This is a genomic window from Micromonospora sp. NBRC 110037, from assembly GCF_001652995.1.
Lineage (GTDB): Bacteria > Actinomycetota > Actinomycetes > Mycobacteriales > Micromonosporaceae > Micromonospora > Micromonospora chalcea.
Genome location: NZ_BBVA01000004.1, coordinates 233,044 through 246,109, shown reverse-complemented (window position 1 = coordinate 246,109; position 13,066 = coordinate 233,044). Strand labels below are relative to the sequence as shown.

The window sequence follows — 13,066 nt, the reverse complement described above, 5'->3', positions numbered from 1 at the left end:
GACGGCCGGCGGGGACGTGGGAACGCCCCGCCGGCCGTACCGTGTCGGATGTGGACGCCCCGCAGAGCCCCTTCCCCACCCTGTTCAACTTCCGCGACGTCGGCGGATACGCCGCTCAGGACGGGCGCACCGTGCGCCGCGGCCGGCTCTACCGTTCCGACTCGCTGCACCGCATCGACGAGACCGACCGGGCGGCGTTCACCGCGCTCGGCATCCGTACCGTGATCGACCTGCGCCGCCCCACCGAGGTGGAACGCGACGGGCGGGTGCCCGCCTACGACGGGCTCGCCTACCGGCACATCCACCCCGAGCACGCCGACTGGGGCGCGAACCGGTTCGACGCCGCCGGCGTCAGCCTGGCCCGCTACCTGGCCGACCGGTACGCCGACCTGGCGCGTACCGGGACCGCCGGGCTCGCCGAGGCGGTCGGGCTGATCGCGGACAGCGCCAACGCGCCGGTGGTGGTGCACTGCGTCGCCGGGAAGGACCGCACCGGCATCGTCTGCGCGCTCACGCTGTCCGTGCTCGGGGTGCCCGACGAGGACGTGGTCGCCGACTACGCGCTCAGCACCGCGGCGTCGCAGCGCTTCACCGAGTGGGTCCGCGCCACGCTGCCGGACGCGGAGGAACCGCCGCCGCCGTTCCTGGAGTCACCGGCCGAGACGATGGAGCTGTTCCTGGCCGAGCTGCGCGCCGGCCACGGCTCGGTCGAGGGTTACCTGACCCACGCGGGCGTCACCGAGACGCAGCTGGAGTCGCTGCGCACCCACCTGCTGGACTGACGCCGCGCGGTGAGCAGGGAGCGGACTCGATGCTCACCGCGCGGTCGGGCGGTCAGATGACCCGGGTGACCCAGCCGTGCGGGTCCTCGGCGCGACCGCGCTGGATGTCCACCAGCTTCTGGCGCAGGGCCATGGTGACCTGGCCGGGCTCGCCGCCGCCGATGAGGAACTCGCCCTCCGGGAAGCGCACGCCGCCGATCGGGGTGACGACAGCGGCCGTGCCGCAGGCGAACACCTCGCGCAGCCGCCCGCTCGCCGCGTCGGCCTGCCAGTCGGCGAAGCTGACCGGCGCCTCCCGCACCTCGTGCCCGGCCTCGGCGGCCAGGGTGAGGATCGCGTCGCGGGTGATGCCGGGCAGGATCGTGCCGCCCAGCGGCGGGGTGACGATGCTGCCGTCGTCGTAGACGAAGAAGACGTTCATGCCGCCCAGCTCGTCGACGTAGCGCCGCTCGACCGCGTCCAGGAAGACCACCTGGTCGCAGCCGGCCTCGATCGCCTCGGCCTGCGCCGCGAGCGACGCGGCGTAGTTGCCGCCGCACTTGGCCGCGCCGGTGCCGCCGGGCGCGGCCCGGGTGTAGTCCGGCGAGACCCAGACCGTCACCGGCTTCACCCCGCCGGAGAAGTACGCCCCGGCCGGCGAGGCGATGACGCAGTACAGGTATTCGTTGGCCGGGCGCACGCCGAGGAAGACCTCGCTGGCGAACATGAACGGACGCAGGTAGAGGCTGGCGTCCTCGTGCTCCGGGATCCACGCCTGGTCGATCTCGACCAGGCGGCGCAGCGACTCCACGAACGTCGCCTCCGGCAGCTCCGGCATGGCGAGCCGGCGGGCGGACGCGCTGAACCGGGCCGCGTTGGCCTCCGGGCGGAACATCGTCACCGCGTCGCCGGTGCGGTACGCCTTCAGCCCTTCGAAGATCTCCTGCGCGTAGTGCAGCACCGCCGCGGCCGGGTCCATCGGGATCGGCGCGCGCGCCTCCAGGCGGGCGTCGTACCAGCCCTTGCCCTCGGCGTAGCGGATGGTGACCATGTGGTCGGTGAAGACCCGGCCGAAACCGGGGTTCGCCAGCAGGGCGGCCCGGTCGGCGGCGGATACCGGCGCGGGATTCGGACGGATCTCGAAATCGAGCTTGTCACCACCGCTCATCGCGCTGACCTCCCTGCGGGTTCACGGCATGCGGGATCGCACGCCGACGTCACTGGTGCCAGAAACTTACCCCGAACGGTCGTTCAGCGGATAGGTCCGCCCCTCGGACGGTTGCGCCGCACCGGACCGCCGAATCGGGCCCGGAGACGGGTCTGGCGGCCCGTTACCGGGCCGCCAGGTGAGGATCGGCCCGGTCAGGATACGGCGTACCCGGCGAGCCGGTCGCCGACCTCCTCGGTGCGCAGCGGCGCGCCGGGCGTACGCGCGGCCAGCTCGGCGCCGACCGCAGCGGTGACCCGGGCGGCGGCGTCGGCGTGGCCGAGCTGGTCCAGCAGCAGCGCGGCGGAGAGCACGGCGGCGACCGGGTCGGCGACGCCCTTGCCGGCGATGTCCGGCGCGGAGCCGTGCACCGGCTCGAACATCGACGGGTAGCGCCCCTCCGGGTTGATGCAGCCGCTGGCCGCCAGCCCGATGCCACCGGTCACCGCGGCGGCGATGTCGGTGAGGATGTCGCCGAAGAGGTTGTCGGTGACCACCACGTCGTACCGGGACGGGTTGGTCACCAGGAACATCGCGGCGGCGTCGATGTGCTGGTACTCGGTGGTGACGTCGGGGTGCTCGGCGGCCACCGCGGCGAAGGCGCGCGACCAGAGCGAACCGGCGTGGGTGAGCACGTTGGTCTTGTGCACGAGCGTGACCTTGCGCCGTTCGCGACGGCGGGCGCGGGCGAAGGCGTCGCGGATGACCCGCTCGACGCCGTGCCGGGTGTTCAGGCTCTCCTCGGTGGCCACCTCGGCCGGGGTGTCCCGGTGCAGCGCGCCTCCGGCGCCCGCGTACAGCCCCTCGGTGCCCTCGCGGACCACCACGAGGTCGACCTCGCCGGGCTTGACCGCGGCGAGCGGGCCGCCGACGCCGGGCCAGAGCCGGGACGGGCGCAGGTTGACGTACTGGTCGAAGGCGAACCGGAGCTTGAGCAGCAGGCCGCGCTCCAGCACGCCCGGCGGCACGGTCGGGTCGCCGACCGCGCCGAGCAGGATCGCGTCGTGACCGGCCAGCTCGTCGAGGACGGAGTCGGGCAGCGCCTCGCCGGTGCGGTGCCAGCGCGCCGCGCCCAGGTCGTACTCGGTGGCCTCGATGCCGGGCAGCACCGCGTCGAGGACCTTGCGGGCCTGCGCGACCACCTCGGGTCCGATGCCGTCGCCGGCCACCACCGCGATGCGTGCCACCTGATGCTCCTCGTCTCGACGTTCCCGGCAACGGTACGTCGGTGTCCCGTCCCCCGGTACGAATCTTCCACCATTCGGGAACGCGAGTCACAGGATCCTCCCAGCTGACACCCATGGCGCGGTCATCTCCACTGCTTAGGGTCGGGTTTCATCGGGTCGACGCAGGCCCGGAACCGGCCACCGCCGCGACACGGCGGCGACCACCGAGGGGCAGGTGTCATGCGGATCGAGCACCGGCGGACCCACTGGGCGGACGAGCAACCACGTACCCGCTGGGTCGACCAGTCCGCGTTCCGCCCGGTCCGTCCGGACCTGCACCTGGGCGCCAGCAGCCACCGCGTCGAGCGGCCCGGCGCCGGCGCGTCCGGCCGGATCACCGTCCGGCACACGGTGGCCACCTCGACCGCCGACTACACACTGCTGCTCAACGCGCCCGAGTGGCTGGGCCACCGGGTGGTGGGCGAGGCGCTGCGGGACGCCGTCGCCGAACTGCGCGCCATCGACCTCACCTACGGACCGAACCGGCCGGACAGCCTCGTCTCCCGGCTGCGCCGCGACGAGATCAGCCCCGACTCGTACCCCCCGCTGGCCGACCTGATCGACCTCTGCGCGTCGATGCGGGCGGCGACCGACGGCTGGTTCGACGCCTGGGCGGTGCCCGGCGGCTTCGACCCGGGCGGCCTGCTCGGCGGCTGGGCCGTGGAGCGGGCCGCGGCGCGGTTGCGCGCCGCCGGCATCCACGACTACGCCGTGCTCAGCGGCGCCGACCTGACGGTACGCGGGCGCGCGGCGCACGGCGGGCCGTGGCGCGTGGCCGTGCACCACCCCACCGACACCCGGCGCACGCCGCTCGTGCTGGAGATGACGACCGGCGCGGTGGGCACCTCCGGTGTCACCGGGCGGCGGGGGCACGTGATCGACCCGCACACCGGCGAGCCGACCGACCGCCTGGCGGCCGCCACCGTGATCGGCCCGGACCTCGCCGTCGCCGACGCCTACGCCACCGCCCTGTACGCCGCCGGACCGGCCGGACTGGCCTGGTTCCGCCAGGACTCGGACTACCGCCCGCTGTTCGCGCAGCACCGGCGCTGAGCCGCGATCGGCCCCCGCGGTCTCGGCAACGACCGTGGGGGCCGGTCAGCGACGAGTGCGCGTGGCTCGCGCAATCGAGGGGTGCGGGCCGACGGGGCGGACGCCCGACCGCGCCACCCGAAGACGGGCCGGGGAATCGACTCAGCCGGAAACCGCAACGGTACGCTAGCGAATCGACGCAACTCGACGCAAGAGTCTCCACAGCGGACGCCGGGGAATCGGTGTCGGCAATCAGCCGGTGAACGCACGGTGGGGCAGAGGTGACGGGCCGGGCCCGGGATGGCACGCTGTCCGCCGTGAGTTTCGATCTGAGCGTGTGGGCCCTGCCGAACGGGGCGACACCGGAGCAGGTGCGGGCGGCGGTGCAGCAGTGCCGCGAGGGCTGGCACGGCAAGCAGCAACCCGACCCGAGGCTGGTCGCCTTCTACCGGGCGATCACGGCGAGCTACCCCGACGGTCCGACCCGGCCGGGTACGCCCTGGGAGGCGCCGCTGCACACGGCCGCCGACCACATCGAGATGAACCTGAACCCGACCTGCCCGGACCAGGTCCTGCTGGACATCGAACGGCTGGCCGGCGAACACGACCTGATGCTCTTCGACGCGCAGGACGGCTCGGTCTACCCGCCACCGGCCCGCGTGCGTTCCTGACCGGCCGGAACGACGAAGGGCCCGGCCGCATCCGGCCGGGCCCCGATGTGTCCTGTCCGGACTACACGTCGCGCAGGTCGGCCGCGCTGGCCGCCACCGCGCCGATCGAGTCGGCGGCGGAGGTGAGCAGGTCGGCGCCGAGCGCCTGGTCGACGGTGAGCGTCATCAGCGTCTCGCCACCGGCCTCACGGCGGGCCACCTGCATGGCGGCGATGTTGACGCCGGCCTCGCCGAGCAGCGTGCCGACGGTGCCGACCACGCCGGGCCGGTCGGCGTAGCGCAGGAAGACCAGGATGCCCTCCGCGCCGATCTCGACGTCGAAGCCGTCCACCTCGGTCAGCTTGAACACGTCCCGGGCGCCGGTGTGCACCACGGTGCCGGACACCCGGACGGTACGGCCGTCCGGCAGCGCGCCGCGCACGGTCACCAGGTTCGGGTGGTCGACCGTCTCGCCCGGCGTGGCCAGCGTGACCTCGACACCCCGCTCGGCCGCCAGGTGCGGCGCGTTGACGTAGGTGACCTGCTCCTCCACCACGGAGCTGAACAGGCCCTTGGTCGCAGCCAGCTTGAGCACCGACACGTCGTGGGCGGCGATCTCACCGCGCACCTCGACGGTGACGCTGGCGGCCACCCCGCCGGCCAGGGCGGTGAACGCCCGGCCCAGCCGCTCGGCCAGCGGCAGCAGCGGGCGTACGTCCTCGGCGACCACGCCGCCGGCCTGCACGTTCACCGCGTCCGGCACGAACTCGCCCTGGAGCGCCAGCTTGACGCTCTTGGCCACGGCCAGACCGGCCTTGTCCTGCGCCTCGTTCGTGGAGGCGCCCAGGTGCGGGGTGGCCACCACGTTGTCGAAGGCGAACAGCGGCGAGGAGGTGCACGGCTCCTTGGCGTACACGTCGACGCCGGCGCCGGCGACCCGGCCCTCCGCGATCGCGTCGGCGAGCGCCTGCTCGTCGACCAGCCCGCCCCGGGCCGCGTTGACGATCCGGACGCCCGGCTTGACGATCGCCAGCTCCTTCTCGCCGATCAGGCCCACCGTCTCCGGCGTCTTCGGCAGGTGGATCGAGATGAAGTCGCTCTCCCGCAGCAGCTCCTCCAGCCCGACCAGGCGGACACCGAGCTGCGCGGCGCGGGCCGGCTGGATGTACGGGTCGTACGCGATCAGCCGGGTGCCGAACGCGGCGATGCGCTGGGCGAACAGCACGCCGATGCGGCCGAGGCCGACCACGCCCACGGTCTTGCCCTGGATCTCCACGCCGGTGTACTTGGACCGCTTCCACTCGCCGGCCTTGAGCGCGGCGCTGGCGCTGGCGGTGTTGCGGGCCACCGCGAGCAGCAGCGCGACGGCCTGCTCGGCGGCGGAGACGATGTTCGAGGTGGGCGCGTTCACCACCATGACGCCCCGGGCGGTGGCGGCGGGCACCTCGACGTTGTCCAGACCGACGCCGGCCCGGGCGACCACCTTGAGCCGCGGCGCGGCCGCGATCGCCTCGGCGTCGATCTGGGTGGCGCTGCGTACGATCACCGCGTCGGCCTCGGAGAGGGCGGAGAGCAGGGCCGGGCGATCGGTGCCGTCCACGTGCCGCACGTCGAAGTCGTGGGCGAGCACCTCGATGGCGGCGGGGGCGAGTTCTTCGGCGATCAGTACGACAGGATTCATCGGTCCTCGTAGACGCTCGGTAATGGTGCGGCCTGGGACGCCGGGGCGCCGCGCTGCGCCCTACGCCGATCCGTGCCATGGCCGTCGGGTGCGCCGGGGCACCACACCAAGGATGGTAGGTGGCTGCCCGCCCGGCGTGTCCCGGAGTGCGGGGTGAGGGCCCTCACAAAGGCCCGTCGCACGCCCGTCATCCCCCGTTAACGGGTGCGGTACGGGACGAGGCGCTACTCACCGTGTCTCAACACGTGAACGCACGGCGGCCCGCGGCCGGACGCCGGGGAGAGCGTCGGGCCACGGGCCGCACGTGGGGAGGGTTCAGGCGGTCTCGGTGATCGGCCGGTCGACCCAGCTCATCATGCCGCGCAGCTTCTGCCCGGTCTCCTCGATCGGGTGCGCCGCGCCCTCGGCCTGCCACTTGGCGAAGTTCGGCCGGCCGGCCTCGTCCTCGGCCACCCACTCGCGGGCGAACTCGCCGGACTGGATCTCGCCGAGGATCTTGCGCATCTCCTCCTTGACCCGCGAGTCGATCACGCGCGGGCCACGGGACAGGTCGCCGTACTCGGCGGTGTCGGAGATGCTGTAGCGCATCCGGGCGATGCCGCCCTCGTACATCAGGTCGACGATCAGCTTCAGCTCGTGCAGGCACTCGAAGTAGGCCACCTCGGGCGCGTAGCCGGCCTCGGTGAGCACCTCGAAACCGGTCTGCACCAGCGCCGCCGCGCCGCCGCAGAGCACCGCCTGCTCGCCGAACAGGTCGGTCTCGGTCTCCTCGGTGAACGTGGTCCGGATCGCGCCGGCGCGGGTGCCGCCGATCGCCTTGGCGTACGCCAGGGCGAGGCCGAACGCGTTGCCGCTGGCGTCCTGCTCGACGGCGACCAGGCAGGGCACGCCCTTGCCGTCGACGTACTGGCGGCGGACCAGGTGACCGGGGCCCTTCGGGGCGACCATCGCCACGTCCACGTCGGCCGGGGGCTTGATCAGGCCGTACCGGATGTTGAAGCCGTGCCCGAAGAACAGCGCCTTGCCCGCGGTCAGGTTCGGCGCGATGGCCTCGGCGTAGATGTGCCGCTGGGCCGTGTCCGGCGCCAGGATCATGATCACGTCGGCCTCGGCGGCCGCCTCGGCGGGCGTGAGCACCCGCAGGCCCTGCTCCTCGGCCTTCGGCCGGCTCTTCGACCCGGCGGGCAGGCCGATCACCACGTCGACGCCCGAGTCGCGCAGCGACAGCGCGTGCGCGTGGCCCTGGCTGCCGTACCCGATCACGGCGACCTTGCGGCCCTGGATCAGGCCCAGGTCGGCGTCGTCGTCGTAGAACACCTCAACGCTCATTGACTTCCCTTTCGTACGGCGGAGCCCGTCGGCCCGTCGAAAAAACTTGTGGGTACGGATCAGGCGGCGCGCAGGGCCGGGCCGGCGGTGATGGCCCGGGAACCCCGCCCGATGGCCACCGTGCCGGACTGGACCATCTCCTTGATGCCGAACGGCTCCAGGTCACGCAGCAGCGCGTCGAGCTTGTCCGGCGTGCCGGTGGCCTCGATCGTCAGCGTGTCCGGCGCGACGTCGACCACCCGGGCACGGAACAGGCCGACCGTCTCCAGCACCTGGGCGCGGGCCGTGCGGTCCGCGCGGACCTTGACCAGCAGCAACTCCCGCGCCACCGACACCTGCGGGTCCAGCTCCACGATCTTGAGTACGTTGACCAGCTTGTTGAGCTGCTTGGTCACCTGCTCCAGCGGCGAGGACTCGGCGTTGACCACGATGGTGATGCGGGAGACGTCCGGGTTCTCGGTCTCGCCGACGGCGAGGCTGTCGATGTTGAACCCGCGCCGGGAGAACAGCCCGGAGACCCGGGCCAGGACGCCCGGCTTGTTCTCCACCAGCACGGACAGCGTGTGCATCGTCATTTAGAGTTCGTCCTCGTCGAACGCGGGGCGCACGCCCCTGGCGAACATGATCTCGTCGTTGCTGGTGCCGGCGGCGACCATCGGCCAGACCATCGCGTCCTTGCCGACCACGAAGTCGATGACCACCGGCGCGTCGTTGATCGCCATGGCCGCCTCGATGGTCTTGTCCACGTCGGCGGCGTTCTCGCAGCGCAGCCCGACGCAGCCGAGCGCCTCGGCGAGCTTGACGAAGTCCGGGATGCGGTGCTTGTGCGTGCCCAGCTCGGTGTTGGAGTAGCGCTCCCCGTAGAACAGGGTCTGCCACTGCCGCACCATGCCCAGGTTGCCGTTGTTGATCACGGCGACCTTGACCGGGATGCCCTCCAGCGCGCAGGTGGCCAGCTCCTGGTTGGTCATCTGGAAGCAGCCGTCGCCGTCGACCGCCCACACGGTGGTGTCCGGCTTGCCGACCTTGGCCCCCATCGCGGCCGGAACGGCGTAGCCCATGGTGCCCAGGCCACCGGAGTTGAGCCAGGTGTGCGGCTTCTCGTACGAGATGAACTGGCTGGCCCACATCTGGTGCTGGCCGACGCCCGCCACGTAGATCGCGTCCGGGCCGGCGATCTCGCCCAGCCGCTTGATCACGTACTGCGGGGAGAGCGTGCCGTCGGCCGGCTCCTCGAAACCGAGCGGGTACCGCTCGCGCAGGTCGTCGAGCTGCGCCCACCAGTCGGTCAGGTCGACCGACGGGTGCGCGGCCTGCTCGGCGGTGACCGCCGCGATCAGCTCGTCGATGACGTGCCGCGCGTCGCCCACGATCGGGACGTCGGCGTGCCGGTTCTTGCCGATCTCGGCCGGGTCGATGTCGGCGTGGACCACAGTCGCGTCCGGCGCGAACGAGTCGAGCTTGCCGGTCACCCGGTCGTCGAAGCGGGCGCCCAGCGCCACGATCAGGTCGGCCTTCTGCAGGCCGTAGACCGCGGCCACGGTGCCGTGCATGCCCGGCATGCCCAGGTGCTGGCGGTGCGAGTCGGGGAACGCGCCGAGCGCCATCAGCGTGGTGACCACCGGGATGCCGGTCTGCTCGGCCAGCTTGCGCAGCCCCTCGGTGGCGCCGGCCTTGAGCACGCCGCCGCCGACGTAGAGCACCGGACGGCGGGCCGAGGTCATCAGCCGGGCCGCCTCGCGGATCTGCTTGCCGTGCGGGTGCAGCGTGGGCCGGTAGCCGGGCAGGTCGAGCGCGGGCGGCCAGGAGAAGGTCGCCGGCGCCTGGAGCACGTCCTTCGGGATGTCGACGAGCACCGGGCCGGGCCGGCCGGTCGCGGCCAGGTGGAACGCCTCGGCCAGCACCCGCGGGATCTCGTCGGCCGTCTGCACCAGGAAGTTGTGCTTGGTGATCGGCAGCGTGATGCCCTGGATGTCCGCCTCCTGGAAGGCGTCCGTGCCGATCGACGGCCGGGCCACCTGGCCGGTGATCGCCACGATCGGCACCGAGTCCATGTAGGCGTCGGCGATCGGCGTCACCAGGTTCGTCGCGCCCGGGCCGGAGGTGGCGATGCAGACGCCCACCCGGCCGGTGGCCTGCGCGTAACCGGTGGCCGCGTGCCCGGCGCCCTGCTCGTGCCGGACCAGGATGTGGCGGACCGTGGAGTCGTAGAGCGGGTCGTACGCGGGCAGGATCGCACCGCCCGGAATGCCGAAGACCACGTCGACGCCGAGCGCCTCCAGCGACCGCACGAGCGAACCGGCGCCCGAGACCTGCGCGGTGGCGGGCTCCCGTACGGGCGTCTCGGTGGTGGCGGCCGCCGGGGCGGCACGGCCGGGGCGGGCGGCGGAGTCGGAGTCACCGGCCGCGCCGGTGCCGGAACGGGCACGGCGGGCGGAGTGGGCGAGGGTCTCTGGCGTGGGTCTCGTCATGGCGGTTCAAGCCTTCGGAAGTGAGTGGGTGACGCGCTTCTCAGGATGGGACGCGGAGGTCCCGCGATGGGTCCGACGGCAACAAAAAAGCCCACGTGCAGGATGCACGGGGCCAGCGCACTCTCGGTGGGAGAGTGCGCTCAGGTAAGTACTCGCGGCGACCGGTTCGACGACATGCGGCTAAGCCTGACGCATCTCACGCGATGAGTCAACTGATCCCACATTTTGGTTCACGGACGTGGGCGTTTCGGCACCCGGCATGCCCTCCACCCCCGGCGTCACCTGCGAAGATCCCTCCATCGGAGGACGCTGGGCGGGCACCGTGGCGGGCGGGTTGTTGCGCAGCCGGGGCAGCAACGGAGACGGGCTGTGCGCCGGCGGGGCCGGTGGTGTCTGCGGCATCGCGGTGTGCCGGTTCCCGGGCGCGGTCGCCGCCTCCAGCATCGCCTCCAGGTGCTCGGCCGGCACGCCCCAGCCGAACAGCGCCCCCTGACCGAACCGGCAGCCGGCGGCCACCACCGCGGCAAGCTCGGTCGGATTGGTCACGCCCTCGGCGATCACCTCCAGGCCGAGCTGATGCCCCAGGCGCATGACGATGTCGACCATCGGCGCGAACGCCGGACCGTCCCGCCCGACCGGCCGGACCGGCTCGTGCTCGGCGACCAGACTGTGGTCGATCTTGAGGATGTCGATCGGCAGCCGCCGGAGCTGGCCGAGCGACGAGTAGCCGGCGCCGAAGTCGTCCAGCGCGATCCGGACGCCGGTCAGCCGCAGCGCGGTGAGCCGCCGGATCAGCTCGTCCAGGTCGGTGGCGACCGCGTGCTCGGTCACCTCCAGCACCAGCCGCTGCGGCGGCACGTGGTGCGCGCGCAGCGCCTCGGCGACCTGGACCACGTACTCCGGCGCGTGCAGCTCGCGCGGTGAGACGTTCACCGACACCCACACGTCGTGCCCGTCGGCGAGCCAGCGGGAGAGCTGGTAGCAGGCCTGGTGCAGCACCCACGCGCCGAGCTTGGCGATCATCCCGCACTCCTCGGCGAGCGGGATGAACTCGTCCGGCCGGACGTTGCCCAGCTCCGGGTGCCGCCAGCGCAGCAGCGCCTCGGCGCCGACCGGGCGCACCGACGGCAGCGAGGCCACCGGCTGGAAGACCAGCCGCAGCTCGTCGCGCTCGATCGCGCCGCGCAGCTCGTGCTCCAGCCGGGTACGCCGGCTCAGCAACTGGTCGTACGTGGCGTCGTAGCGCTCGATCCGGTTCTTGCCCCGCTGCTTGGCGTAGCGCAGCGCCAGGTCGGCGTTGCGCAGCAGCAGCTCCACGTCCGCGTCGCCGTGCCCGGCCGCCACGCCGATGCTCACCGACAGGAAGACCGGACCGTCCCCCTGCTCGTACGGGCGGCCGAGCACCCCGAGCAGCCGGTCGGCCACCGGGCCGGGATCGGCCGACCCGTGCATCAGCACCGCGAACTCGTCGCCGCCGAGCCGGGCCGCCAGGTCACCCGGCCGCAGGTTGCCCCGCAGCCGCCGCCCCACCTCGATCAGCACCGCGTCGCCGACGTCGTGGCCCCGCATGTCGTTGACGTTCTTGAACCCGTCCAGGTCGAGCCCGAGCAGGACGCAGGGCACGCCCGACTCGGCGCAGCGGTGCAGGGCCCGCAGCAGCCCGCGCCGGTTCGCCAGCCCGGTGAGCGGGTCGGTGTGCGCCAGCTCACGGAAGTGCGCCTCCCGCTCGGCCAGCCGGCCCGCGTAGCCGCGTACGTCGTTGAGCGCCAGGTACTGCCGGGTGACCAGGGCGAAGCCCTCGACCGTGCCGGCCACGATGGCGTACCCGTCGAACCCGCCACCCTGCACCAGGTGGTACATCGCGGAGGCGGCGATGGCGAACATCGGCACGAAGGCGTACTCGCCGTCGCGGCGGATGAGATCGACGTCGAGCTGCGTCAGGTCGGCCCGGCGTCCGGCCACGGCGGTGGCGAGCAGGCCGGCGGCGGTCAGCGTGGCGCCGGTCAGCGCCAGGCCGGGACCGGCCTGGCAGAGCCCGGCCGAGACGCCCAGCCCGCCCGCGGTGACCGCTATCGCGCCGACGCCGAGCAGGGTCAGCCACCCGCGTGGCGGCGCGACCCGCAGCACCAGGATCACGGTCAGCCCGGTGGTCAGCGCCGCGATGATCGAGGCCAGCACGATCGGCAGGCAGGCAACCGGGGTGGCGTCACCGAGCAGCCGGGTCGGCTCGCTGAACGCCACCCAGCCGACGAACCAGAGCGCGCTGCCCATGATCAGGCCGTCCAGCAGCAGCCGGGCGGTGGCGGCGCGGGTCGCGGCGGCGCCGGGCAGCCGGAGCACGGCGGCGCCGAGGCCGAGCCCGGCGAGCGTGGTGCCCACCGCGACCACTGCCGCCCAGCCGGTCCGCTGGCCCTGCCGGTGCGCCCAGTGGTCCCCGGCCGCGAGCAGACCGCCGAGACCGACCAGCAGGCTGAGCAGGGCCGCCCCGGCGGCGACGGCCAGCAGCAGGTGGGCCTGCCGCCGAGGGCCGGTGCGACGCCGCGCGGACGCGGCGAGCAGCACCGTGGCGGCGGCCGCGGCGATCCCGCTCAGCGCCGCGACGGTGACCATCCCCGGGGACGACTGCACGCGTCAACTGTGCCGGATGAGCGCCCCCCGTGGGGCACCGGGTGTGCAACTGTTGGGACACAGGGTGCGCGGCGGGGGCGC

At 73.1% G+C, this 13,066-nt stretch carries 10 protein-coding genes; 3 read left to right on the top strand and 7 right to left on the bottom strand.

Features of this window, described 5'->3' with window-relative positions:
* Nucleotides 1–41: 41 nt before the first annotated feature.
* A complete protein-coding gene (locus A4R25_RS14100) occupies nucleotides 42–782 on the top strand; it encodes a tyrosine-protein phosphatase (RefSeq protein WP_064447000.1) in 741 nt (246 codons plus the stop codon).
* A gap of 52 nt (nucleotides 783–834) precedes the next feature.
* Here the strand turns inward: A4R25_RS14100 and A4R25_RS14095 are convergent, their stop codons facing one another.
* Together A4R25_RS14095 and A4R25_RS14090 are read right to left on the bottom strand one after the other, a co-directional pair.
* Nucleotides 835–1,929 (bottom strand): branched-chain amino acid aminotransferase, encoded by a 1,095-nt coding sequence (locus A4R25_RS14095; RefSeq protein WP_043325988.1) that lies wholly within the window; start codon nucleotides 1,927–1,929, stop codon nucleotides 835–837.
* A 194-nt stretch (nucleotides 1,930–2,123) separates the two neighbouring features.
* A complete protein-coding gene (locus A4R25_RS14090) occupies nucleotides 2,124–3,155 on the bottom strand; it encodes a 3-isopropylmalate dehydrogenase (RefSeq protein ID WP_030500874.1) in 1,032 nt (343 codons plus the stop codon).
* Between the two features lie 219 nt (nucleotides 3,156–3,374).
* On the opposite strand from A4R25_RS14090, the gene A4R25_RS14085 reads away from it, so the two are divergent.
* Nucleotides 3,375–4,247, top strand: coding sequence for an FAD:protein FMN transferase (locus A4R25_RS14085; protein ID WP_043325992.1), 873 nt, complete (start codon nucleotides 3,375–3,377; stop codon nucleotides 4,245–4,247).
* A gap of 296 nt (nucleotides 4,248–4,543) precedes the next feature.
* Nucleotides 4,544–4,897, top strand: a complete 354-nt coding sequence (locus A4R25_RS14080; RefSeq protein ID WP_030500876.1) for a hypothetical protein — start codon at nucleotides 4,544–4,546, stop codon at nucleotides 4,895–4,897.
* A 61-nt stretch (nucleotides 4,898–4,958) separates the two neighbouring features.
* On the opposite strand, the gene serA is transcribed toward A4R25_RS14080, so the two are convergent.
* The 5 genes from serA to A4R25_RS14055 all read right to left on the bottom strand — a co-directional run bounded on the left by serA (nucleotide 4,959) and on the right by A4R25_RS14055 (nucleotide 12,985).
* Complete coding sequence (gene serA / locus A4R25_RS14075) at nucleotides 4,959–6,557, bottom strand: phosphoglycerate dehydrogenase (protein WP_043325995.1); 1,599 nt, start codon at nucleotides 6,555–6,557, stop codon at nucleotides 4,959–4,961.
* A 315-nt stretch (nucleotides 6,558–6,872) separates the two neighbouring features.
* Nucleotides 6,873–7,886: a ketol-acid reductoisomerase gene (ilvC, locus tag A4R25_RS14070; RefSeq protein WP_043325996.1), complete on the bottom strand. Its 1,014-nt coding sequence runs from the start codon at nucleotides 7,884–7,886 to the stop codon at nucleotides 6,873–6,875.
* Nucleotides 7,887–7,945: 59 nt separating this feature from the next.
* Nucleotides 7,946–8,461 (bottom strand): acetolactate synthase small subunit, encoded by a 516-nt coding sequence (gene ilvN, locus A4R25_RS14065; RefSeq protein WP_018786257.1) that lies wholly within the window; start codon nucleotides 8,459–8,461, stop codon nucleotides 7,946–7,948.
* Nucleotides 8,462–10,357, bottom strand: coding sequence for an acetolactate synthase large subunit (locus tag A4R25_RS14060; RefSeq protein ID WP_064446999.1), 1,896 nt, complete (start codon nucleotides 10,355–10,357; stop codon nucleotides 8,462–8,464). It lies immediately after the preceding gene.
* Nucleotides 10,358–10,537: 180 nt separating this feature from the next.
* Nucleotides 10,538–12,985 carry a bifunctional diguanylate cyclase/phosphodiesterase gene (locus A4R25_RS14055; protein WP_064446998.1) on the bottom strand — a complete coding sequence of 816 codons (2,448 nt, stop codon included), beginning with the start codon at nucleotides 12,983–12,985 and terminating at the stop codon, nucleotides 10,538–10,540.
* Between the last annotated feature and the right edge of the window lie 81 nt (nucleotides 12,986–13,066).

Coding starts and splice junctions, on each gene's coding strand:
- A4R25_RS14095 (WP_043325988.1), bottom strand. CDS start 1,929: ATGAGCGGTGGTGACAAGCTCGATTTCGAGATCCGTCCGAATCCCGCG.
- A4R25_RS14085 (WP_043325992.1), top strand. CDS start 3,375: ATGCGGATCGAGCACCGGCGGACCCACTGGGCGGACGAGCAACCACGT.
- serA (WP_043325995.1), bottom strand. CDS start 6,557: ATGAATCCTGTCGTACTGATCGCCGAAGAACTCGCCCCCGCCGCCATC.
- ilvC (WP_043325996.1), bottom strand. CDS start 7,886: ATGAGCGTTGAGGTGTTCTACGACGACGACGCCGACCTGGGCCTGATC.
- ilvN (WP_018786257.1), bottom strand. CDS start 8,461: ATGACGATGCACACGCTGTCCGTGCTGGTGGAGAACAAGCCGGGCGTC.
- A4R25_RS14060 (WP_064446999.1), bottom strand. CDS start 10,357: ATGACGAGACCCACGCCAGAGACCCTCGCCCACTCCGCCCGCCGTGCC.